Annotated in this window: 23 protein-coding genes; 19 read left to right on the top strand and 4 right to left on the bottom strand. The window is 38.5% G+C overall.

The annotated features are described in order from the left end of the window. The first annotated feature begins 8 nt into the window (after positions 1-8). From X953_RS18725 to rpsR, 6 genes are all read left to right on the top strand, one after another. Positions 9-947 carry a mechanosensitive ion channel family protein gene (locus tag X953_RS18725; protein ID WP_084715749.1) on the top strand — a complete coding sequence of 313 codons (939 nt, stop codon included), beginning with the start codon at positions 9-11 and terminating at the stop codon, positions 945-947. A gap of 37 nt (positions 948-984) precedes the next feature. Continuing rightward, a complete protein-coding gene (locus X953_RS18720; RefSeq protein ID WP_040956883.1) occupies positions 985-1,185 on the top strand; it encodes a DUF951 domain-containing protein in 201 nt (66 codons plus the stop codon). Between the two features lie 286 nt (positions 1,186-1,471). Beyond that, complete coding sequence (gene ychF / locus X953_RS18715; protein ID WP_040956882.1) at positions 1,472-2,572, top strand: redox-regulated ATPase YchF; 1,101 nt, start codon at positions 1,472-1,474, stop codon at positions 2,570-2,572. A gap of 203 nt (positions 2,573-2,775) precedes the next feature. Then, positions 2,776-3,066 (top strand): 30S ribosomal protein S6, encoded by a 291-nt coding sequence (gene rpsF, locus X953_RS18710; RefSeq protein ID WP_019375777.1) that lies wholly within the window; start codon positions 2,776-2,778, stop codon positions 3,064-3,066. A 15-nt stretch (positions 3,067-3,081) separates the two neighbouring features. Beyond that, positions 3,082-3,564 carry a single-stranded DNA-binding protein gene (ssb, locus tag X953_RS18705; RefSeq protein ID WP_040956881.1) on the top strand — a complete coding sequence of 161 codons (483 nt, stop codon included), beginning with the start codon at positions 3,082-3,084 and terminating at the stop codon, positions 3,562-3,564. 35 nt (positions 3,565-3,599) lie between these two features. Further along, a complete protein-coding gene (gene rpsR, locus X953_RS18700; protein WP_019375779.1) occupies positions 3,600-3,830 on the top strand; it encodes a 30S ribosomal protein S18 in 231 nt (76 codons plus the stop codon). A gap of 616 nt (positions 3,831-4,446) precedes the next feature. On the opposite strand, the gene X953_RS18695 is transcribed toward rpsR, so the two are convergent. Next, a complete protein-coding gene (locus tag X953_RS18695) occupies positions 4,447-4,935 on the bottom strand; it encodes a DUF1189 family protein (RefSeq protein WP_040956880.1) in 489 nt (162 codons plus the stop codon). 371 nt (positions 4,936-5,306) lie between these two features. Between X953_RS18695 and X953_RS18690 the strand changes: the two genes are divergently transcribed. The 11 genes from X953_RS18690 (at position 5,307) to X953_RS18640 (ending at position 19,245) form a co-directional block, all read left to right on the top strand. Further along, positions 5,307-6,251, top strand: a complete 945-nt coding sequence (locus X953_RS18690) for a YybS family protein (protein WP_040956879.1) — start codon at positions 5,307-5,309, stop codon at positions 6,249-6,251. A 45-nt stretch (positions 6,252-6,296) separates the two neighbouring features. Then, positions 6,297-8,270: a DHH family phosphoesterase gene (locus X953_RS18685; RefSeq protein ID WP_040956878.1), complete on the top strand. Its 1,974-nt coding sequence runs from the start codon at positions 6,297-6,299 to the stop codon at positions 8,268-8,270. After that, positions 8,267-8,713 (top strand): 50S ribosomal protein L9, encoded by a 447-nt coding sequence (gene rplI, locus X953_RS18680; RefSeq protein WP_040956877.1) that lies wholly within the window; start codon positions 8,267-8,269, stop codon positions 8,711-8,713. Before X953_RS18685 ends, rplI begins: the two co-directional genes overlap by 4 nt. Before the next feature lie 102 nt (positions 8,714-8,815). Beyond that, entirely contained in the window at positions 8,816-10,189 is a 1,374-nt protein-coding gene (dnaB, locus tag X953_RS18675; protein ID WP_019375784.1) for a replicative DNA helicase, read from the top strand. Between the two features lie 555 nt (positions 10,190-10,744). Beyond that, the gene (locus X953_RS18670) at positions 10,745-12,034 is read left to right on the top strand and encodes an adenylosuccinate synthase (RefSeq protein ID WP_040956876.1); all 1,290 of its coding nucleotides are present in this window, start codon (positions 10,745-10,747) and stop codon (positions 12,032-12,034) included. A gap of 304 nt (positions 12,035-12,338) precedes the next feature. Next, positions 12,339-13,043 (top strand): response regulator YycF, encoded by a 705-nt coding sequence (gene yycF, locus X953_RS18665; RefSeq protein ID WP_019375787.1) that lies wholly within the window; start codon positions 12,339-12,341, stop codon positions 13,041-13,043. A 6-nt stretch (positions 13,044-13,049) separates the two neighbouring features. Next, the gene (gene walK / locus X953_RS18660) at positions 13,050-14,879 is read left to right on the top strand and encodes a cell wall metabolism sensor histidine kinase WalK (RefSeq protein WP_040956875.1); all 1,830 of its coding nucleotides are present in this window, start codon (positions 13,050-13,052) and stop codon (positions 14,877-14,879) included. Then, complete coding sequence (locus tag X953_RS18655; RefSeq protein ID WP_040956874.1) at positions 14,879-16,186, top strand: YycH family regulatory protein; 1,308 nt, start codon at positions 14,879-14,881, stop codon at positions 16,184-16,186. Before walK ends, X953_RS18655 begins: the two co-directional genes overlap by 1 nt. A gap of 2 nt (positions 16,187-16,188) precedes the next feature. After that, a complete protein-coding gene (locus X953_RS18650; protein WP_040956873.1) occupies positions 16,189-17,118 on the top strand; it encodes a two-component system regulatory protein YycI in 930 nt (309 codons plus the stop codon). Next, entirely contained in the window at positions 17,118-17,903 is a 786-nt protein-coding gene (locus X953_RS18645) for an MBL fold metallo-hydrolase (RefSeq protein ID WP_040956872.1), read from the top strand. The genes X953_RS18650 and X953_RS18645 overlap by 1 nt, the downstream gene beginning before the upstream one ends. Before the next feature lie 130 nt (positions 17,904-18,033). After that, positions 18,034-19,245, top strand: coding sequence for a S1C family serine protease (locus X953_RS18640; RefSeq protein ID WP_040956871.1), 1,212 nt, complete (start codon positions 18,034-18,036; stop codon positions 19,243-19,245). Positions 19,246-19,503: 258 nt separating this feature from the next. Here X953_RS18640 and X953_RS18635 read toward each other — a convergent pair whose 3' ends face one another. Beyond that, complete coding sequence (locus X953_RS18635) at positions 19,504-19,887, bottom strand: DoxX family protein (RefSeq protein ID WP_084715748.1); 384 nt, start codon at positions 19,885-19,887, stop codon at positions 19,504-19,506. Between the two features lie 233 nt (positions 19,888-20,120). Between X953_RS18635 and X953_RS18630 the strand changes: the two genes are divergently transcribed. Both X953_RS18630 and X953_RS18625 read left to right on the top strand, forming a co-directional pair. Next, on the top strand, positions 20,121-21,836 hold the full coding sequence (locus X953_RS18630) for an ABC transporter ATP-binding protein (protein WP_040956870.1): 1,716 nt from the start codon (positions 20,121-20,123) through the stop codon (positions 21,834-21,836). A gap of 381 nt (positions 21,837-22,217) precedes the next feature. Next, positions 22,218-22,577 carry a membrane lipoprotein lipid attachment site-containing protein gene (locus X953_RS18625; protein ID WP_040956869.1) on the top strand — a complete coding sequence of 120 codons (360 nt, stop codon included), beginning with the start codon at positions 22,218-22,220 and terminating at the stop codon, positions 22,575-22,577. A gap of 114 nt (positions 22,578-22,691) precedes the next feature. Here X953_RS18625 and X953_RS18620 read toward each other — a convergent pair whose 3' ends face one another. Then, a complete protein-coding gene (locus X953_RS18620; protein WP_040956868.1) occupies positions 22,692-23,558 on the bottom strand; it encodes an SDR family oxidoreductase in 867 nt (288 codons plus the stop codon). Between the two features lie 325 nt (positions 23,559-23,883). Then, positions 23,884-24,684, bottom strand: coding sequence for a DUF2935 domain-containing protein (locus X953_RS18615; protein WP_040956867.1), 801 nt, complete (start codon positions 24,682-24,684; stop codon positions 23,884-23,886). Between the last annotated feature and the right edge of the window lie 146 nt (positions 24,685-24,830).

The following is a 24,830-nucleotide window of genomic DNA, read 5'->3' as shown; positions in this document are numbered from 1 at the left end:
GTATGAAAGTGGCTGCAAAAAACGAAGTAGATTTAGGTGAAGACATAGAAAAAGTAAATGAAGATATAGGCCATTTATGGGACTTTTTAGTAGCACCAGACCTATGGATTTCGATTGGAATTGCCGCATTGAAAATTTTTCTTATTATTATTGTCGCCCTGGCATTTGTGCGCCTATCCAGAAAGTTGGTTGACAGGCTGTTTAAACGCCGGGAAAAAGGGCCAATCCGGCTTACAGAACGTCGCGAAAATACGTTAAAGAAACTAATTAAAAATGTAATTGCATATGTTGTTTACTTTATTGCAATTATGATGATTCTGGATAATGTACTTGGATTACAAGTTGGAGCTCTACTAGCAGGGGCAGGAGTTGCCGGCTTAGCTATTGGTTTTGGAGCACAGAATCTCGTTCGGGATATTATTTCCGGCTTTTTCATTATTTTTGAAGATCAATTTTCTGTAGGTGATTACGTCGGAGTAGCGGGAATAGAAGGAACTGTAGAAGAAATTGGACTTCGTACTACAAAGGTACTTAGTTGGACTGGTGAAATGAATATTCTTCCTAATGGGAATGTGACACAGGTAACAAATTATTCTGTGCATAATGGATTATCTATTGTAGATATAAATATTCCATATGAAAGCAATGTGGCGGAAGCGGAGCCGCTCATCGAGGAAATCGTGGAAACCTTACCAGATAAATATGACTTTATTGTAGGGAAACCGGAAATTATCGGTGTACAGAATCTGGATGTTTCTCACTTTGTGATTAGAGTAATAGCAGAGACGCTTCCAGGTTTTCAGTGGGCAGGAGAACGGAACATCCGCAGGGAAATACAACATAAGCTTTATCAGGAAGGAATAGAAATACCATCACCACGAATTGTTATGTATTCCGGAAATGAAAAAGATAATATTTTAGACAAAAACAGAGAGCGTGGCCAATAACTTTTGTTATAATGAGAGTAAAAAAGGAGAAAGCGTTATGGCAGAAACTGATTTTGGACTAAATGATGTTGTACAGATGAAAAAACCTCATCCATGTGGAGAAAATAAATGGAAAATCATCCGAATGGGGATGGATATCCGAATTAAATGTTTAGGCTGTGACCATAGTGTTATGATTCCGCGAAGAGAGTTCACGAAAAAACTTAAAAAGGTTATCGAAAAGGCGGAAGAGGAGTAAAGAAACCAGTTACCTATGCTTGAATTTCATCCTCAAATGGACCAAGCCATGATCCGTTAAAACAGGCAGCTAAATAAATAATAAAAATAGACGAAAGAAACGATTTAATGGTACGATAGAAGCAGTACGATTAAAAACGTAGATTTGGTCGGTGAAAAAGCAAAAACAGGCCTTGGAATAGTGCCTGTTTTTGCTTTTTGTTAACTTGTCAATTTGAAAGCAAGTATCTATAATTAGGATGACTAACGCGTTCATATGAATGAAATCCTTAAGGAGTGAAAGTTGCATGGCATTAACAGCAGGAATCGTCGGGCTTCCCAATGTAGGGAAATCAACACTTTTTAATGCTATTACACAAGCTGGAGCAGAGGCTGCAAACTATCCATTTGCTACCATTGACCCGAATGTGGGAATTGTTGAAGTGCCTGATCATCGCTTAAATAAATTAACGGAATTAGTAAAGCCGAAAAAGACAGTACCAACAGCATTTGAGTTCACAGATATAGCTGGTATTGTGAAAGGCGCAAGTAAAGGGGAAGGATTGGGGAACCAATTTTTATCTCATATTCGCCAGGTTGATGCAATCTGTCAGGTGGTGCGTTGTTTTGAGGATGAAAACATCACACATGTGTCAGGAAAAGTTGACCCAATTGAAGATATTGAAGTAATTAATTTAGAGTTAATTTTAGCAGACTTGGAAACTGTTAATAAACGGATCCAACGAGTAGAAAAATTAGCAAGACAGAAGGATAAAGAAGCAGTTGCAGAGCAGACAGTCCTTGAGAAGATAAAGGAAGGATTGGAAGAAGAAATTCCTGCTCGTGCATTGGAATATTCAGAAGAACAATGGAAGATTGTAAAAGGTCTTCACTTATTAACAAGTAAACCAACCTTGTATGTTGCAAATGTAAGTGAGGATGAGGTAGCTGATCCTGATGGTAATGCTTATGTCCAACAGGTGAAGGAATATGCTGCAAAGGAAAATGCGGAGGTTATCGTAATTTGTGCAAAAATCGAAGAAGAAATCTCTGAACTTGATCAAGAGGAAAAAGAAATGTTTCTGGAGGATTTGGGTATTACTGAGTCCGGTCTGGATAAATTGATCAAAGCTTCTTACAATCTACTTGGATTAGCAACTTATTTTACAGCTGGAGAACAAGAAGTACGTGCATGGACATTTCGTAAAGGAATCAAAGCACCACAGGCAGCAGGAATTATTCATACAGACTTTGAAAGAGGCTTTATCCGTGCAGAAACAGTTTCCTATGGTGACCTAATGGAAGCTGGCGCCATGGCCCAGGCTCGTGAAAAAGGAAAAGTCCGCTTGGAAGGAAAAGAATATATTGTGCAAGATGGAGATGTTATTCATTTCCGATTTAATGTCTAGTGACTAGCAAAAGTACAAGCACCTTGCCAAACAATTGGTGAATATTTATTAAAAGGGTAATAACGTAAAAAAAGGATCTCTCGAAGGCTTGTTATTTTAAAAAAGATTTGGTATAATACACTATTGTGAGTAATTAAATTTACGATTACTCCTTGCTCTCATGAAATATTGGGGGCCGTTAAGACCAAAAGGAGGTGTAACGGATGAGAAAATACGAAATCATGTACATCATCCGCCCAGACATGGAAGAGGAAGCTCAAACAGCTTTGATTGAGCGTTTCAATGGCATTTTAACTGATAATGGGGCGGAGATTGAAAAAGTTGATGAAAAAGGCAAGAAGCGTCTTGCTTATGAAATCAATGATTACCGTGATGGATATTATGTTATCATTAACTTCAGCAGTGATGAAAAAGCAATCAATGAATTTGATCGTTTAGCTAAGTTCTCTGATGATATTATTCGTCATATTGCAGTTCGAGAAGATGATCAATAATAAGGAGTGGTTCTGATGTTAAATCGTGTCGTACTTGTCGGCAGGTTAACGAAGGATCCTGATTTACGTTATACACCAAACGGAGTTGCAGTAGCTAACTTCACCATAGCAGTTAATCGACCTTTTTCCAATCAGCAGGGCAATCGCGAAGCTGACTTTATTAACTGTGTCGTTTGGCGTAGACCGGCAGAAAATCTCGCTAATTTCATGAAAAAAGGTAGCATGATTGGTGTAGATGGCCGTGTACAAACACGTACATTTGAAGGACAAGATGGTAAGACTGTTTTTGTAACAGAAATTGTAGCAGACAGTGTACAATTTTTAGAATCAAAAGGCTCGTCTCAGGATAGAGGCCAGGGTGCATCAGGATTCCAGCAAAACAGAAACCAGAACCAATTTCAACCGAGTCAGAACCAAAACCAAAATCAACCTCAAGAGGACCCATTTAGAAATAATGGGGAACCTATCGATATATCAGATGATGATCTTCCTTTCTAAGAAGGAAGCGTAAATAAATAGAAGGAGTGATATAAATGGCAGCTCGTCGCGGACGTGCAAAGCGTCGTAAAGTGTGTTATTTCACTGCAAACGGTATTACCCACATCGATTATAAAGATGTTGACTTGCTAAGACGTTTCATTTCTGAGCGTGGAAAAATTCTTCCTCGTCGTGTAACTGGAACTTCTGCAAAATACCAACGTAAACTTACAAGAGCAATCAAACGTGCTCGTACAATGGCATTATTGCCTTTCGTAGCAGAGTAATAGTATAAGGTTATTCTAAATAACTGAAACGTAACCCGGATCATGAACAATGATTCGGGTTATTTATGTTTTTAGTAGGTATGCTGGGCTAGTTGAATGGTTCGCAGAATAGATAAAATGTGAGATAACTTGATAGTACTGTAAATAGCTTTTCTAAAAATATCCTATTAATATTTACTTAAATACTTTTAAATGATCGTCTCATGCTAGTCTGGCAGGAGTCGTGGGCCAACAGGACGTGGCGTTTTTAGATTGCCATCTTGCATTCCAATCAATTGGTATATGCTTTTATTTAAATTTAGTGTTAATTAATTATTTTTTGTGACCAAATATATTATCACTATGATATTACTAACGCATACTAGCGGAGGGAAAATATGTAGACTCCAGCGGGAAAAGCGAGACTAGCGAGACCCCACAGAACGGAACGTTAGTGAAGTTCGAGGAGGCTCGCAGGCCGCCCGCGGAAAGCGTAATATTTTCCCGTAGCGAAGTTAGAAAATCATAATAACTAGTTCGCAATTATCTCCTACTATGAATGTACCAAAGAGAAAATCTTTCAAATCTGGCAAGACAGCCATATTTGAAAGGTTTTTTAAACAATATAAAGCAATTTTCAATTCTTTTTTCTGCGTTTCGGGTATATAGAAATAATGGCAACTAAAAATGCAAAGGAATAAATAAAAAATAAACCGAGATAGCTATCATTCACTTTGAATAGTAAGGCAAGTACCGTGTATAAAAGAAAAGGAATCGTTGTTGTAAAAGCCGTCATTTTCCAAAGGATAGCGAAGCGTAATTTTCGGTCCATCAGCTTAGCTATTCCTGTCCCAATATAAGCTATAACAGAAATCATAATGAAAACGAGAACAGTCATTGGTAAGTAATAGAAAATAAAAAAGTAAATAAACAGAAAGAATATATTTAATTCTGCACTAATCCCCTCCGCAGATGTCACCCTGTCAACAAGGGAAGGCACAGAGACAATAAACAAGAGTAAAAACATGTAGATGACGGCGATGTCCATCCCAATCCGATTGAGCCAGAATGTTGCCTTTTTGGAGGGCAGTTTGATACTATGGAGAAACGTTTGCAAAAAAATCATTGAGGTTCATCCTTTAAAAATAATAATTAATTAAACTATTGTCTTTGGTTATCAATAAAATAAGAAGCTCTTTCAGCTGCAGCATATGTGCTCAAGAAAATAGCCACATACTAGAAATTTAATATGTTGCCAACATAGTATTTTGTAGTTGGCAGCCCTTTCTATTATAATTGATAAGAGTGAATAAAAACTGCTTTAGCCATGAATAATCCATGACAATTTTATGTGCTGAGCACTGTATGTCGCTATATTATAAAAGGTAATTTATTCCCTGGAAAATAGTTATTTCCACCATTTTCGACACCCTTTTCGGGGAAAATCATGTTATCATATTATAATGACATAAATATAGAATGTAGTCGAGGTGCTTTATGAATCAGTCAAAACGATTAACAGAAGGGGCACTTTTAACAGCTATTTTCATTGGATTGATATTAGTTAGTGTATTCGTTCCTGTTCTGTCTTTTTTTGCAATGTTTGTATTGCCGGTCCCATTTGTGATCTATGCATCACGTTATGACTGGCGGCCATCATTGATCATGCTGGCTGTTTCCATGTTGTTATCTATCCTGTTTGCTACCATATTTTCATTACCAATAACACTCCTTATGGGATTAGGCGGGATTATGATCGGAAGTGCGATATACCGTCAATTGACTCCATATGAGACATGGGCACGAGGAACATTTGGATTCATTATTGGTCTGCTGTTTGCTTTTGTCTTTACCCAATATGTATTTGGTGTGAATTGGGTAAATGAACTTGAGAGTATGATGAATGAATCGATGGATATGACGATAAATACGTTTGAACAATTTGGAATGGGTGAACAGACAGAGGAAGCTCGCGAAATGCTGGAAGCTTCTTTAGATATGCTTGTAAATCTGTTACCTGTATTTATTGCCCTAATTGCAATTGGATTAGCTTTTCTAAGTCAATGGGTAAGCTATAAAATAATTCGACGGTTGGATAATAAAGAGATTAAGTTTCCGCCATTTCGCCACTTGCGATTTCCTGTATCGCTAATATGGGTATATTTCTTTGCTTTGATTATCACGCTTATCGTTTCAGAGCAATCAAACATTTTTCATTTAGCGGCAGAGAACTTACTTGTGTTAACAGGAGTCCTCATGGCAATTCAAGGATTTTCATTTATTTTTTACTATGCACACCATAAGAATATGTCTAAAGCGATTCCGATCCTAATTGTTGTACTTACGATCCTATTTCCTATGCTGTTTTTCTATCTCGTACGGATTTTAGGTATTATTGATTTGGGATTCGGGTTAAGAGATCGTCTTTCAAAGAAAGAGTAGTGATGGAAGAGAAAAAAGGCGTCAATTCGTAGGGAGCTGAATTTTATGCAAGACCTAAAAAAGAAGCCAACATTTCGGAGCCATTTATGGGTGATTTATTTATTATCCATTCTCCTGTTAGTTGGGATTTGGTATTTTCAATGGATTCTTGGCTTGATTATGACCCTGTTGCTTGCTGCTTCTTTCTACTACAGTATAAGGTCAGAGATTATTTTACAAAATGAAGCAGAAAAATATATAACTACTTTATCTCATCGGATAAAAAAAGTCGGGGAAGAGGCATTGCTGGAAATGCCTTTTGGTATCGTGCTTTATAATGAGGATTATAAGGTGGAATGGACCAATCCATATATGAATCAATTTGCCGAGGACGATACATTAGTTGGTAAGTCCTTACATTCACTTGGCGATGAATTGATTCCGATGATTAAAGAGGACAAAGAAGAGATATGGTTCGAGCTGGAGGGCTATAAATTCCAGACAACCGTAAAAAAAGAAGAGCGTTTGCTATATCTTTTTGATCGCACCTCCCAAGTAGAGCTGCAAACATTGTACTATAATGATCAAACAGTGCTTGCGATTATCTTCTTGGATAATTACGAGGAAATCACTCAAAACATGGATGATACGACGAAGAGTCAGTTGAACTCGCAAGTAACCTCGGTTCTAAATGAGTGGTCGAAAAGTTATGGTCTTTACTTGAAGAGAACGTCCCAGGAGAGATTTCTTGCGGTTGGCACAAAGGAAATTTTAAAGAAACTGGAAAAAGTTAAATTCGATATATTAGATGAAGTACGTGAATTAAACGGTGAGCAAAACAATCCTGTGACATTAAGTATTGGAGTGGGTGCAGGCAATGTGGAGCTCCCTGTACTTGGGCAATTAGCTCAATCAAGCTTAGACTTAGCACTTGGCCGTGGTGGTGACCAGGTTGCCATCAAAGATGAAACTGGGAAAGTCCGATTTTACGGGGGTAAAACCAACCCGATGGAAAAACGGACCAGAGTTCGTGCCCGTGTTATCTCCCATGCCCTGAAGGAATTGGTAAAGGTTAGTGATAATGTCATTATTATGGGTCATAAATCACCGGATATGGATTCCTTAGGTGCAGCAATTGGGATTTTAAATATCGCCAAAGCGAATGGTGTAGAGGGCCATATTGTGTTTGATCCGGATGATGTTGATACAGGTGTGTACCGATTAGTAGAAGCAATTAAGGAAGATGAGGATGTCTGGCAATATTTTATTGATCCAGATCATGCAGAGGCAATTACAGGCAACAGAAGCTTGGTAGTCATCGTGGATACACATAAACCTAGCATGGTTGCACATGAGCCATTACTTCACTTATCGGAGTATAAAGTTGTCATTGACCATCACCGCAGGGCCGAAGAATTTATTGAAAATCCTACCCTTGTGTATATGGAGCCATATGCGTCCTCTGCTTCGGAATTGATTACAGAGCTGTTGGAATACCAGCCAAAAGCATTGAAGTTAAAAATGCTTGAAGCAACGGCTTTATTGGCTGGAATTATTGTCGATACGAAAAGCTTTACATTGCGTACAGGTTCGAGAACCTTTGATGCAGCAAGTTATTTGCGGTCTAAGGGTGCGGACACCGTATTAGTCCAGCAATTTATGAAGGAAGATCTTGATATTTACGTAAAGCGTAGTAAATTAGTGGAGCGCTCGGAAGTGTACCGTGGACATATAGCTATTTCCAAGGCGGAAGAAGGCCAAGCTTATGGACCTGTATTAATAGCACAAGCTGCAGATACCTTGCTTACCATGAGTGGAATTGATGCTTCTTTCGTTATTTCAGAAAGAAAAGATGATAGAATAGGAATAAGCGCACGGTCCTTAGGTAATGTGAATGTGCAGGTTATTATGGAAAAAATGAATGGTGGCGGGCATTTGACGAATGCAGCTACTCAAATAGAAGATACAACCATTGAAGACGCAGCAAATTTATTAAAAGATATACTGGATGAGTATTACGAGGGGAGAGAAACGGAATGAAAGTAATATTATTAAAAGACGTGAAGGGTAAAGGAAAAAAAGGGGAAGTAAAGAATGTTTCTGATGGCTATGCACGTAACTACCTTTTAAAAAATAATTTAGCACAAGAAGCAACGGCCGGTAATCTGAAGGCATTAGAAGCTCAACAACGTAAGACAGAGCAGTTGGAACAGGAAGAAAAAGAGGAAGCAATGAATTTGAAAGATACGCTTGCTGATCTAACTGTTGAATTAAAAGCTAAATCAGGCGATAATGGCCGACTTTTTGGGTCTATTACAAGCAAGCAAATAGCCGAAGCCTTGCAAAAAGAGCATGGATATAAAATTGATAAGCGGAAAATTGAACTGGATGAACCAATTCGTGCATTGGGGTACACTACAGTACCTGTGAAGCTGCATCCAGAGGTTTCCGGCTCGATTAAAGTTCATGTTTCGGAAAAGTAAAGGCAACAATTATTTTGTTTACAATTTACGACGTTGGAAAAATTGGGAAGGCGGGCTCACTTTTGGTGAGCCTTCTTCTATCCTCAAGGGAGGGGGCAGCAAATGAGTGAAGTATGGAGTGATCGTACACCACCACATAATTTGGAAGCAGAGCAATCCATTTTGGGAGCTGTATTTCTGGATCCGGAAGCATTTTCAACTGCATCGGAATCTTTAATACCGGAAGATTTTTACCGTGCAAGTCACCAGCGGATTTTTTCAGCGATGATGAAGCTTGCGGATCGGGGCGAACCAATTGATGTTGTTACTGTTACATCCTTTTTGCATAATGCAAAGCAATTAGAGGAAATTGGTGGCGTTTCTTATCTATCTGAGCTGGCAGAAAGTGTGCCGACAGCTGCCAATATTGGTTACTATTGTAAAATCGTTGAAGAAAAAGCTCTCTTGCGAAGACTTATTCGTTCAGCAACGGATATTGTTACATCAGGATTTGAGCGGGAAGATGAAGTAGAAGATGTTTTAAATGAAGCAGAGAAGTCCATTCTGGAGGTTTCCGGCCGTAAAAATTCCGGAGCATTTAAAGCAATTAAAGATGTCCTTATTGATGTATATGATAATATTGAACAGCTTCATCACCAAAGCGCTGATGTAACCGGGATCCCTACTGGTTTCCGTGATTTGGATAAGATTACATCCGGTTTCCAGCGAAATGACTTAATTATTGTTGCTGCAAGACCATCTGTTGGTAAAACGGCATTCGCCTTAAACGTTGCCCAAAACGTCGCTGTTAATACAGATGAAAATGTAGCGATATTTAGTTTAGAAATGGGAGCAGACCAACTGGTACAACGTATGCTTTGTGCAGAGGGAAATATTGATGCACAGCGCATGCGTAATGGGCAACTGCAGGCAGATGACTGGAGTAAGCTTACGATGGCAATGGGAAGTCTATCAAATGCAGGGATTTACATTGATGATACACCGGGAATCCGTGTTGCTGATATTCGCTCGAAGTGCCGACGGTTAAAGCAGGAACATGGGCTTGGAATGATTTTAATTGATTATTTACAGCTCATCCAAGGTAGCGTCAACTCTAAGGAAAATAGACAGCAGGAAGTATCTGAAATATCACGTTCCCTTAAAGGCTTAGCCCGTGAATTGAATGTACCATTAATTGCTTTATCTCAGCTTTCTCGTGGAGTAGAATCCCGTCAGGATAAGCGCCCGATGATGTCAGATTTACGTGAGTCAGGAAGTATTGAGCAGGATGCGGATATTGTAGGATTCTTATATCGTGATGATTACTATGATACAGAATCAGAGAAACAGAATATTATAGAAATCATTATATCCAAGCAACGTAATGGTCCTGTCGGCAATGTAGAGCTGGCATTTGTTAAGGAATACAATAAATTCGTTGACCTCGATCATCGTTATTCAGAAAGTGATGTGCCGCCAGCACCAGTTCAAGTATAGATAGCAGCCTTATATAGGGCTGTTTTTTTGTATGCTATTTTTGGTGGGCACAAACTTATAAAATATGAATTAGCTATTCCTTAAAGCGCCAGACGTTACTTAAGGTGCCTTTTATGGAGAATTATCCGTATGCTGCTGATTCATCTGTTCTTGGCGTAAATTTAGGCTTTACTGCTGATTATTTTTTTCTGCGGGGTGATACTTTAGCTCTCCTGCTGATTATTCTCTTCTACGGCAGATTACTCTCGTCTACTGCCAATAACACTCCCTACAGCGGATACCTCCTACTTCCTGCTGATTAAAACATACAATGGCTGATAGCTATGAACCTCTCGCTCACGGTCTGCTCCAACTATCCTAACAGGCTCACAATTCCGTAGCTCAACATCTGGAATATGTTGGTTTTCTATTAATCTACGGAAATCAACCGAACGATAAAATAGAATAGTAACTTATTGTTCGTATTTAGGATTGACGTTATAGTTTGATACTGGTAAAATAACAGTTGTGATTATTAAAACCATATGATTTAGAAAAATTCAGTGGAGGTGCGCTATGTCCTCAGTAGTAGTAGTTGGAACACAATGGGGCGATGAAGGGAAAGGAAAGATTACTGACTTTCTATCGCAAAATGCCGAGGTGGTTGCTCGTTATCAAGGAGGAAACAACGCCGGGCATACAATTAAGTTTGATAATGTGACGTATAAATTACATTTAATTCCCTCAGGGATATTTTTTAATGATAAAATCTGTGTGTTGGGTAACGGAATGGTTATCGATCCAAAAGCATTTGTAGAAGAGGTCGCTTATTTACATGAACGCAATGTGTCTACAGATAATTTACGTATAAGTAATCGGGCACATGTTATTTTACCTTATCATTTGAAATTAGATATCTTGCAGGAAGAAGAAAAAGGCGTCAATAAAATTGGAACAACCAAAAAGGGAATTGGTCCTGCCTATATGGATAAAGCAGCACGGATGGGTATACGGATTGCTGACTTGCTTGACAAAGATGCTTTTCGGGAAAAACTCGAGCAAAATCTGAAAGAAAAGAATCGTTTGTTTGAGAAAGTATATGAAGTGGATCCGATTAACGTGGAGGATATTTTAGAAGAGTATTATGAATATGGCCAACAAATGGCTCCATATGTTTGTGACACGTCCGTTGTATTGAATGATGCCCTTGATGAAGGACGCCGCGTGTTATTCGAGGGTGCACAGGGAGTCATGCTCGACATTGACCAAGGAACATATCCGTTTGTAACCTCCTCCAATCCAATAGCAGGTGGGGTTACCATTGGATCAGGTGTCGGTCCAACTAAAATCAATCATGTTGTAGGTGTTTCCAAAGCATATACTACACGTGTGGGCGATGGCCCGTTCCCTACTGAACTTCATGATGAGATTGGTGATCAAATTCGTGAGGTTGGGCGAGAATATGGAACAACTACAGGAAGGCCACGAAGAGTGGGGTGGTTTGATAGTGTAGTTGTACGTCATGCTCGTCGTGTCAGTGGAATTACCGATTTATCTTTAAACTCTATTGATGTACTGACTGGTATTGAAACATTGAAAATTTGTGTTGCCTATAAGTATAAGGGTGAAGTTATCCATGAGTTTCCGGCAAGTCTATCTGCGCTTGCTGAATGTGAACCAGTTTATGAGGAAATGCCAGGCTGGACAGAGGATATCACCAATGTGAAAAGCTTGGATGAGTTACCTGTGAATGCACGTCATTACCTTGAGCGTATTTCTCAACTGACACAAATTCCATTGTCAGTCTTCTCCGTAGGGCCAGACCGCTCTCAGACGAACATAGTAAGAAGTGTTTATAGCTCTTAATAAAGCATGAACCTGTAAAAGAGGTTATCTCTACCTAGTGGAGGCAACCTCTTTTTGTTGATGTCCGTCATCGCACTCATAATAGACATTCCCACTCGATGCCCCCGCTCCATATCTATCATCCGCCTTAAAATGCCAATCGCCTTTCAATCATGCGCCAAACCCTCCATTATCGGAGAAACTATATTTTTCCTTTTGCTATTACACTCCAATGAAAGACATTTACCTGAAAGTACGATAAAATAAAACATAGTAATATGTTAAAGTAAGAGATAGATTGTAATTAACAAAGGATGTGTCAAAGATGGGTCAAAAAATATTAGTTGTAGATGATGAACAACCAATTGCAGATATATTGAAATTCAACTTAGAAAAAGAAGGTTATGAGGTTGTATTAGCACATGATGGCGATGAGGCCATTGAGGTTGCTGAAGCTGAAAAACCTGATTTGATTTTATTGGATATTATGCTTCCGAATCGGGATGGCAATGAGGTGTGCAGGGAGATCAGGAAAACACAGTCGATGCCAATAATTATGCTGACAGCAAAGGATTCGGAGATTGATAAGGTGCTTGGCCTTGAGTTAGGGGCAGATGACTATGTCACAAAGCCTTTCAGTAACAGAGAGGTAATTGCACGTGTTAAGGCAAACCTGCGTAGACAGCAAGCTGTTCCGGACGATAAAGTAAAAGCTACAAAGGACATAGAGATCGGTGCACTTGTCATCCACCCTGATGCATATGTAGTATCGCGTAATGGCGTTCAGATTGAGCTTACCCATAGAGAATTTGAGCTGCTTCATTATTTAGCAAGACATATGGGACAAGTGATGACACGTGAGCATCTATTGGAAACAGTTTGGGGTTATGATTACTTTGGTGATGTCCGAACCGTTGACGTAACAGTAAGAAGACTTCGCGAAAAAATTGAGGAGAACCCTAGTAACCCTACGTGGATCGTTACACGAAGAGGTGTGGGCTATTATTTACGTAATCCTGAGCAGGAGTAATTGCTAATGAACAAAGTCGGTTTTTTTCGTTCCATACAATTAAAGTTTATCATTATCTATATTTTATTATTGCTTGTGGCAATTCAGGTCATTGGATCTTTTTTTACCAATGAGTTGGAAGCAGAACTCCGGGGAAATTTCTTCACGTCCATTAATGATCGTGTGCAGCTCTTAAGCTATAATCTGGAGCAAGCATTCAATAGAGAGCGAATGGAAGATGGGCAAGGACCAACATTGCAGCAAGAGGTTCAAAGCATTATTTCAGATGTTGGGCCAGATGATATTACTAGCCTGCAGGTAATTAATAACCAAAGCCGAATTATTGCTACAAATGATTATAGTTCGCAGGGAGATATCGGAAAGAAAACAACAAGAGATATGGTACAGCAAGCATTGATAAATAATTCTGTACAGTCAGGGGAAATGTTTGATCAGGCAACAAGACAGCAGGTTTTTGTCCTTGCCCAACCTATTTTAGATAGTGATGGGGTGGCTGTTGGTGTCATTTATTTAAAGGCATCCATGGAAGGTGTAAATGAACAGCTGCAAAATATTAATGAAATTTTCCTTAAAGGCTCGATCCTTGCGGTAACGGTGTCTGCCTTTATAGGGATACTGGTGGCAAGGACGATTACAAAACCGATAATTGAAATGCGTAGACAGGCTCAGACAATGGCTAGAGGAGATTTCACCCAAAAGGTAAATGTATATGGGAGAGATGAAATTGGTCACCTGGCAGAAACCTTTAATGACCTGAACAGCAGATTAAAGCACTCCTATGCAACCATTGAAGAAGAGCGGCGGAAGCTAAGCTCCGTTCTGTCCAATATGTCAGATGGTGTAATTGCTACAGACAATGTTGGTGGTATCACATTAATGAATGAAGCAGCAGGTAGACTAATTGGCCATAATCCGGATGAAATAATTGGAGAAAATCTGCTGGATATTTTTCAATTAGAAGAAAAGATCGTTGATATAACAGAGCTTCACGACAGCGGATCCATTATTATTGATTTAAGTACTGAGGAAGAAGAATCGCTTGTACGCGCTAACTTCTCTACAGTGCTGGATGATGAGGATGATCTTACCGGATTTATCACCGTAATCAGTGATGTAACAGAGCAAGAGAAAATTGAACAGGAACGTCGTGATTTTGTATCCAATGTATCTCATGAACTGCGTACACCACTAACCACGATGCGAAGTTATATTGAAGCATTAACAGATGGTGCATGGGAAGATAAGGATATTGCTCCTAAATTCCTTGGTGTAGCACAAAATGAAACAGAGCGTATGATCCGAATGGTAAATGATCTGTTACAGCTTTCCAAAATGGATGCAAAGGAACATCCGTTAAAGAAGGAAAGAACAGAATTCATTAATTATTTCCATGGCATTATTGATCGCTTTGAAATGAACATACCAGAACATATTTCACTAAAACGGGAGCTGCCGAAAGGGAAATTCAATGTTTGGCTGGATCAGGATAAGATGACCCAAGTGCTTGATAATATTATATCCAATGCGATTAAATATTCCCCAGAGGGTGGTAAAATAACACTCCGCGTGGAGAACAGACGGCATCATATTCTTGTCAGCATTCAGGATGAGGGTATGGGAATAGCTTATGATAAACTTGAAAAGATTTTTGAACGTTTTTATCGTGCAGATAAAGCCAGAACACGGAAATTGGGTGGCACTGGACTAGGACTGGCCATTGCGAAAGAACTTGTAGAAGCACATCACGGTAAAATATGGGCAAAAAGCAAAGAAGGTAAAGGGACTGCGATCCTCTTTACACTTCCGCTGATGAATCAGAAGCGGAGGGGATTATAATGAAATTGGAAACAGCTAAATCATTTGCTCTGATTATATTGGTCGGTGTAAGTTTGTTGCTAACCTTTGGTTTATGGACATACCAGCCAAATCAAACCCCGGTAGGTGGACCCGATTTGTTGAAGGAAATTGATATTGGTGGAATGAAAGAAACCAAAAAATCTTTAATTGAGCCGATGAATGTCATTTTTCATACAAATGGAGCTCACTTTGGTTATGATGATCCTGAAAAACGTCAAGGATTCTACAATGAGTTACAGTCTACGGTACTCTATGATTTTAGAGCTGGTGAGAAAAAGGGTGACATTCAGCCATATGACATTGAGATGATTTATCCAGATGACCTCCCAATGGAAATTTTGCCATATCTATTTTCTTTCAAAGACGAAATAGAAGAATTCCCTACATGGTCTTTTGACCGTATGTACTTTACGTTTATAGAGGAATCCTCTTCGTTAAAAATACAGTTTATCTCCATTGATAACAGACATAAAGCAACAGCTGTAATCAATGATTCACAAATATATAGTAAACTATGGAAAACGATTGATTCCCAGAAGAACCTTACAGAATATCTTGCTTTTAAGGAAGGGCAACGAAATATCTTTTTCCCAAGTGGGAGTCCGGATATGAAAAAATGGTCTCTATCTGTAAGTAGTATCCCGGCAACAAAGCTTGTAAATGATTTATTCCTGGATCCTTCCCGGGTGAGCCGTTCCATCGCATCTTCTATTACGGAGGGAGAAGTATACTTTACGGATGGGCTACGGGAGCTTAGTGTGGATCACAATGGTAATAGAATGGAGTTTTTTAATCCAATAACATCTGAATATCAGCAAAAGACTCCATTAGAGTTATTAGACAGCAGTATAGAAAAAATTAACGGACATAAGGGCTGGACAGAGGAATTTAATTTAATGGATATCGAGACATCGATAAACAAAATAACCTATCAAATGTTTTACAAAGGATATCCGGTCTTCAACAAGTATAATATGGCCTCCATTAGTCAAGAATTCCGAAATCAGGATCTATACCGTTATCAGCGCTCTTTGTTTAAGTTAAATAATTCATTAGGAAAAGAATCTGTATATATCCCTTCAGGTAAAGAAGTAATGAATGCTCTTGAGGAAGATAGTCAAAGTATGCAAAATATTATGGGTATCAAGCTTGGTTATGAGCTTAAATATCAAGAAAATGACCTTAGTGATTACGTGACCCTCGAGCCCACATGGTATGTAAACTATAATGGGTCATGGGAGCAAATAAGTATTAACGGTAATAATAAAGCGGAAGGAGGAAGTTAAGGATGCAGTGGAATCAAATAAAAACACTATTTATCCTTTGCTTTCTCATTCTGGATGTTTATTTACTGATGCAATTTATGGAAAAGCAGGAACGGGCAGATGTAGGGGTCTTGAGCAGTCAGGAAGAGACCTCACTTGAATTCAAGCTGGAACAAGAGGATATTACAATTAGTGATGCCGAAGTGGATATTGAAAAAGACTCTTATATCTCTGTATTAAGAAGAGAATATAGTGATAAGGAATTAAGCCAATTAGCAGATCTGGATAAACAGGATGTTGAGGTTATTGATAAAAACTTGATTGTTTCCAAATTTGAAGAGCCGATTGCTATCCCTGAAAAAGCACAGTCTGCTGATATTAGTAAACTGGTGAAGAGTCATATTATCCACCCGGAGGATTTTACCTACTGGGGTTGGAATAAAGATAGAAATGCACTGCTTTTTTTCCAAGAAAAAGAGAGTAGACCAATTTACTTTAATGAAAACGGCATGCTGCTTGTTTATTTAAACAAGGATAATGAGATGGAATATTATACCCAGACAATGCTCGGAGAAGCAGAGAATCAGGGAGATTTGCGGACACTTACGAAACCAATGAAAGCAATTGAAATATTGTACAATGCGAATGAGCTATATTCTGAAGATAATATTAGCAATACGGAGATTGGGTACCACACACGGATTCCATTAGCCAATGGCAAGCAAGTTTTTGCCCCAACCTATAAAATAACCGTTAATGAAGAACGCAACTATTTTATTAATGCAATTGAGGGGCATATTTTCGCAAGTGATGACACCGAATTTATTGGAGATGCTATTGAATCAACGTTAAGCAAGATCAAGAAATTAGAAGATGAGGTAGAATGGAAAGATAGCATTCTACAGCTTTTAAATCAAAAATTGCAAGTAGAAGGCAGTAGAGGTGAGGAGTAATGACATTGCGTTTTAGTGTGCTGGCTTCTGGCAGTACAGGGAATGCATTTTATATAGAATCAGAGAAGGAAAAAATTCTGGTAGATGCTGGTTTGAGTGGGAAGCAAATTGATCGTTTATTTCAAGAAATCAATGTTGATCCATCCAAGCTGACAGGAATTTTAGTAACCCATGAGCATAGTGACCATATTAAGGGCTTGGGTATTGTTGCTCGGAAATATAACCTTCCTATTTATGCTAATGAGAAGACATGGAAAGCCATGGAGGGCTCGATTGGAAAACTTACGACAGACCAAAAGTTCCATTTCGGGATGGAGGAAGTAAAAACATTTGGGGATATGGATATCGAATCGTTTGGGGTATCACATGATGCTGCTGAACCAATGTTTTATACCTTTCACCATGATAATAAGAAGGTTGCGTTAGTCACAGACCTTGGGTATGTATCTGAACGGATTAAGAAGACAGTTGAGGATGCAGATGCTTATATTTTTGAGGCAAATCATGATGTAAGTATGCTACGTATGGGAAGATATCCTTGGAATGTAAAGCGCCGTATTCTTGGTGATTCAGGGCACGTATCCAATGAGGATTGTGGCCTGGCATTAACAGATATTATTAGCAATCGTACGAAGCGCATCTACTTGGCGCATTTAAGCTTGGACAATAATATGAAAGACCTTGCCCGCATGTCTGTAGAGAGTGTGTTGCAGGAGAGAGGCATTAATATTGATTTGTATGATACCGATCCAAAGTCCCCGACATCCTTATATGAAGTAGTATAATTGTTAGATGCTATTTCTTTTTGAAAACAGCGTTTTAATGACAAGGCGCTTGCACTTTTCTTAGTTTAATTTTTCACAAACAAGGAATAACTATATTGATATGTTTATTTTTAGGATAGGGGTTGGATATATGGGATACTATGATCAAAATTACAGACCAAATCCGCATAGAAAAAAATCCGGCGGGTGGTTAGTCCCCGTTTTGCTAGGAATAATTATTGGAATATTAGTAGTTGTTGTAGTTATGCCATCGATTCAAGAATCAGGAATTATACCTGGTGATGAGACTGCCGGAGATTCCTCCACTGCCGGAGTTAAGCCAAATGGCGACTCAATAAATTCAACGGTAAATGTGGATGTGAATACACAAATAACAGAGGTAGTTGAAAAAGTATCTCCTGCGGTTGTTGGTGTTGTTAATCTTCAACGACAAGGTGACTTTTGGCAACAGCAACAAGAGGACCAGGAAGCGGGCACAGGTTCTGGAGTTATTTACAAGAAAAAAGATGGAACGGCTTATGTGGTAACAAATCACCACGTCATTGAAGGCGCTGATACAGTAGAAGTAGTACTTGCAGATGAAACAAGTATTAAAGCGGAGATTGTCGGTAGTGACTTATTTTCAGATTTAGCTGTATTGCGTATGGATGGAGCAGATGTGGATCAAGCGATTGAAGTTGGTTCATCTGGTGATGTAAAAGTGGGAGAGCCTGCAATTGCGATCGGTAATCCTCTTGGCCTGATGTTTTCCGGGTCTGTTACTCAAGGGGTAATTAGCGGTAAAGAACGTACCATTCCACAGGATTTTAATCAGGACGGACGTGCAGACTGGCAGGCAGAGGTAATTCAAACAGATGCAGCTATTAATCCAGGTAACAGCGGCGGCGCATTAATAAACATAGATGGCCAGCTTATTGGCATAAATTCCATGAAGATCAATCAGGCTGCTGTTGAGGGAATTGGTTTTGCTATCCCTGTTGATTCAGCTATGCCAATTATTAGTGAGCTGGAAACACAGGGAGAAGTGACTCGACCATATATTGGTGTTGAGATCTATTCCTTGGATGAAGTTCCACAATCGGAGTGGAGAAACTCTCTTCATTTACCTAAGGAGATTGAGGGCGGCGTATATGTGTGGAGTGTGGAACCATTGTCTCCAGCAGATAAAGCCGGTTTAAAACGTCTTGATGTTATTACAGAGCTTGATGGTAAACCAGTAATGAATATGATTGATTTACGCAAGATTCTCTATCAAGAAAAGAAAATAGGGGATGAAGTGAAGATCACTTATTATCGTGATGGAGAGAAGAAAGAAACAACGTTAAAATTAGGAGAGCAATAAAACGAAAGCTATCTTTCACCGTTTAGGCGGAAGATAGCTTTTATTATCCACAGAATTACAAAGTTATGCACAGTTTGTGGATATATTTAAAGTCGAAAATCAATATATGGTGACGAATTTTTATGCGGTAACAAAATAGCTACGAACATTTGTGCATATGTGGATTAAATTGTGGATAAATAATGATTTTCACTATAAAAAAGAAGTTTATCCACTGGTTTTCAACAGAAAATGGTTTTTTTCCAAAAGTTACCCACATTATGTTTTTACGCGTACTTGCTGCCATAAAATGATAAGTAGAATAAGCATGACAATATCCAATCTTGCTTCAAAAGCAAAGGAAAGGAATCCTTCTGTTAGTAAGACTGGGATTTTTGTTAAATATAATGCGCCAAGCATAATTAAAATTAATGGCGGTACTGCTAGATGAATATACATCCTCCCGACAAGAAGCATCCCACAAACCACTTCCGTGATGGCTACCAAAAATAAGGTTGCCTCAGGAAATGGAATACCAAGATTGTGAAAAATTCCTCTAAAATCACTTACAAGCAATGCAACAATCCCAGAAGTAATAAAAACATAACCAACAGCATAGCAAATCCATGGGTATGCATGCATTTGAAATTGTATTTTTTTCATTCTTGTCCCTCCTTAAAAAGTTAATTATCTTATGTATATGTATGTACAGGGACAACCTTGCCAAGCAATTTTAAATAGATGTGGGAAATGATATTGAAAGAAGAATAAAATTGACATACTATGAGGAAGGAATACACGTCTAGATGCTTCGAGTCGATCTTCTTGCTTATCACAGATCAATCAATTTATAATCTACTGTAGTCTTCAGAAAATAATGTAAAGGAAGTACATAGATGATACGACGATTTTTCTCTTATTATAAGCCACATAAACGCTTATTTATTATTGATTTCACTGCTGCAGTCATTGTAGCGGTTTTGGAACTGGCTTTTCCGGTAGCGGTTCAAAGTTTTATTGATAAACTATTGCCAGAGAAGAACTGGGATATAATTATTACAGTTAGTATTTTATTATTACTGGTCTATTTGTTAAGTACGTTCCTGCAATATATAGTTACTTATTTAGGTCATAAACTCGGTTTAAATATTGAAACAGACATGCGTCAGGATTTGTTTCAGCATGTGCAGAGTCAATCCTTTCGTTTTTTTGACAATACAAAAACCGGTCATATTATGAGTCGGATAACAAATGATTTATTTGATATAGGTGAATTGGCACATCACGGTCCGGAGGATTTTTTTATTTCCATCATGACTTTTATTGGTGCTTTTATCATCATGTTTACAATTAATATGAAGCTTGCTCTTATTATTTTAATTTCTGTTCCCATTCTTATTTTTCTAATTGCCTTTAGTAATATAAAAATGAACAAGGCATGGAGAACGATGTATGAGGATATTGCCAGAGTTAATGCAAGAGTAGAAGATGCCGTTTCTGGTGTGCGTGTCGTTCAGTCATTTACCAATGAAGCTTTTGAAATGGAGCGGTTTACAAAAGATAATTATAAGTTTCGGAAAGCAAAGGCCGGAGCTTATAAAGTAATGGCAATTGTCCATTCCAACATCTATATGCTCATGCGTTTCATTACGTTGCTTGTACTTGTTGTTGGAGCTTGGTTCACGTACACTGGTCAGCTTTCTACAGGAGAACTCGTAAGTTTTGTATTATTCGTAAATGTGCTATTTAATCCGATTCAGAAAATAACGGCCCTCTTGGAGTTATATCCAAAAGGGATGGCTGGATTTAAGCGATTTACTGAATTACTTGATACAGAAGCAGAAGTGCAGGATCAGCCGAATGCGAAACAAGTGACCTATTTAAAGGGCGATATCGCTTTTGATAAGGTAACTTTTGGTTATGAAAAGACCCAGGAACCAGTACTAAAATCATTGAGTTTTTCTATACAAGCAGGAGAAACCATTGCGTTTGTTGGTCCATCAGGTGCTGGTAAAACAACCATATGCTCCCTAATTCCTCGTTTTTATGATGTAGAAAGTGGGAGCATCACCATTGATGGAATAGATCTTCGAGATATGACGAAGGAATCACTAAGAAAACAGATTGGGATTGTGCAACAGGATGTTTTTCTATTCACAGGTACCCTCAAGGAAAATATTGCTTATGGAAATAGAGATGCTACAGATGAGGAAATTAAGCATGCAGCAAAACAGGCACATATGGAGGACTTTATTAATGAACTTCCTGACGGATATGAAACTCAGGTTGGAGAACGAGGACTTAAGCTTTCCGGAGGGCAAAAGCAACGCATTGCAATTGCAAGAATGTTTCTAAAAAATCCTCCTATTTTAATATTAGATGAAGCGACTTCTGCCCTGGATACAGAAACAGAAACGATCATTCAGAAAGCCTTAACCGAACTGGCAAAAGAACGTACAACATTAATTATTGCTCATCGATTAGCTACGATTAAAAATGCGGATCGGATTATGGTTGTTACAAAGTCGGGTATTGAGGAAGAAGGCAGTCACGAGGAATTACTTCAACGAGATGGGATTTTTGCTCATTTGCATAAGGTACAGATGAAATAAAATATTTTATTCTATTCTTAAAAGGGAAAATAAACTAATTGCATTATTTTCTGAAAAATTATACACATTAGCTTGTGCATAAATGTGGATAAGTGGTTAAAGTAACTTCAAAATTTGTCGATATTTCCCGGGAAATAAACAGCAATAAACGGAAATAATAAAACATCGAAGCAGTGAAATGGCATAAAATGCAGGCGAACTGCTAGCTCAGACCAATCAGTAGGTGAAATCAGCCAGAAGCATTTTACAGAAGAGCATTTCTCTGGGTAATAAGAGTCTCTAACATTTTTGTATTTCTTAAAGTAGAGGGCATACTTTTTTCAAATTTCATGCTAAATTTCTAGTCTTAGCGGGAATAGTAAGGGTAGAAGGAGTGGAAAGATGAAAAAGGTAATAATCGCGACGCTCATTATGCTTTTACTTTCGGCATGTTTGGGTAACACCGATGACAAGTCAAAGAAGGAAAATACAGATGGGACAGGCTCTATTACGTTGGAGGAAACGGGCATTACGGAAGATACATTGCAAAAGTTCCCAGAGTATGAAACCTTCAAGAAAAATATAGATTTACAAACATATCATGCCCAAATGAAAAATGAAAGTAACGAAAAACGCGAGATTGTGTTTTTGAACGATAAACAAAAAGAGATATATAAAAGTACGTATATAAAAGAAACAAAAAGAATAAAGATTATTAAGCTAAGTGATGAAAAAGTGTTGGTTGATCAGGTGCTTAGCTAGGGATGGTTGTTCTTTCATGTTAGGATGCATGGAGGGACACAGGTATTATTCGCCAAAAGGTGAAAAATCAGCAAAAAGAAGCACGCAGCTAAAGAGCTACGTGCTTCTTTTTCATTAGGAGGATGTCCATGCTCCACCATTAATATGAATAGCTTGTCCGGTCATATAGGAGGATTCATCTGCAGCGAGCATAACATATGGCCAAGCATGCTCGGATGGTTGACCTGGTCTTCCCATCAATGTATCCTGTCCAAAGTTCTCTACTCCATCTTCATCAAAGGATGATGGAATAAGCGGTGTCCAAACTGGGCCAGGTGCAACTGCATTTGCACGGATGCCTTTTTTAGCCAGACTCTGGGCAATACTTCTTGTCCATGCTGTAATAGCACCTTTTGTTGCAGAATAATCCATAAAAATTGGATTACCTCGATAAGCATTAATAGAAGAAGTGCTAATAATAGAATCTCCTTCTTTCATATGTCGGACAGCTGCTTTTGTTAAATAGAACTGAGAAAAGAAGTTAGTTCGGAAGACTTCCTCAAATTGCTCGCTGGAAATCTCCAGTACATCTTCTCGTACATATTGAATTGCTGCATTATTAACTAATATATTTATTTTCCCGAATGCTTCAACTGTTTTCTCCACAAGGTCAATACAATGCGACTCATCTTTTATATCACCAGGAAGTAGTACACAACTAGCACCTTCTTTTTCCACCAGTTTTTTTGTTTCTTCTGCATCATCGTGTTCATCAAGGTAAGATATAGCTACATTCGCTCCCTCTTTGGCATAAAGGATGGCAACCGCTCTGCCGATTCCACTATCTCCACCTGTAATGAGGGCTGCTTTCCCTTCTAGTTTATTACTTCCCTTATAGTTCAATGGTTGTGCAGGCTGAGGGTTCATTTTTGATTCAATTCCCGGCTGCTTCTCCTGTTTTTGTCTAGGTGTACTGCCTTTCTGCATTTCTCTTGGATCCATGTTTATTTACCTCCTTGAAGTTTTTAAGTCTATGCTGTATGTTAGTCTATTCCACAGGCAATAGGCACCAAAACCTCTATTGTAAAAGAAAGTAGACTTTTCAGGTAAGCTAATAGTAAATGGCACATTGTAGTCATAGCTTGAGTCGGAAATTACATTTATTGTAAACACAGTGAGTGAAATTTTTTCTTAGGGAAGTAAATCAGCAGCAGGAAAAAATTCACCGAAGGGATGGACAATCAGCGCTAGATAACTTAAGCCTTCACAACTATTTTAAAATCAAAATAAAAAAGAAATTCCTGAAGGTAGGAATTTCTCAACTTAATTAATCCTGTCTACGCTTTGTCGGGTCACAATCTGGATAGGATATGTCAGTGGATTCAGCAAGTTTAATAAGATAGTAGCATTCCTCTCTCGCCATATGGTCTGCCATTAATGCAGAAAAGGTACTGAGCACGGTGTTGTTTAATTCCATTTCTTCAATCTCCCCAAGGAAAACACGGAAAAGATTCATCTCGATTTCCACGTCACTATTAAAACGTTCGAGCGCAGGAAAGGACTGGATGTTGGCACGTAAATAGCCTGTTAGTTCCACGGCTTTTAAGTAAAAGTCACTAAAGTGATTCGTAAACTCCTTGCTTTGTTTTTTTAATCTTTTTTCTACCCCATCGAGTTCATCGTTAATCGCTCCTGCATGACCATAGGCATCTGCCAACCAGAGCATGTGGTGATGCAGCTCATGAAATATTGGTGGGGAGTCACCTTGTTTTAAATACTGGATCACGCGCTCATACTCCTCCAGCTCATTTACCATATGGTTAAGAAATGTGGGAGATAAATGAATTCCAATCTTTCCTATTAGGTGTCTACGAATGAGAGAAAGTTTATATTTTTTCATTTCCTCTACAGCTGCTTCTGCTTCTTTTGTGAAAGTAATGGCATTGGAGGTGGACAAGGAATTGGTCCGCTTTAATAACTGATCAAAAACCACAATAAAATCTTTTGCAATTTGGATGTCTTCTTTTTCGGTTGGATAAAGAGAGTCTCGAATAAATGTGGCATGGTCCCCTAATACCTGTAGCCAAAATTGATGTTCAAATGTAGCATCCTTCAAGTAATCTGCCAATAACGCTCACTCCTTAAACATTTCATCCATTTAATGTATTCAATGAAGGAGGGAAATAGTAGTATTATTACAAAATAGATCTCACAACAGAGCGAAAGAATCCGCCGTGGAATAAAATTAATCAGTAGTAAAACAAGATAATCCGC

It is taken from the genome of Virgibacillus sp. SK37 (assembly GCF_000725285.1).
Classification (GTDB): Bacteria; Bacillota; Bacilli; order Bacillales; family Amphibacillaceae; genus Virgibacillus_Q.
This window is presented reverse-complemented; position numbering and strand designations above follow the sequence as displayed.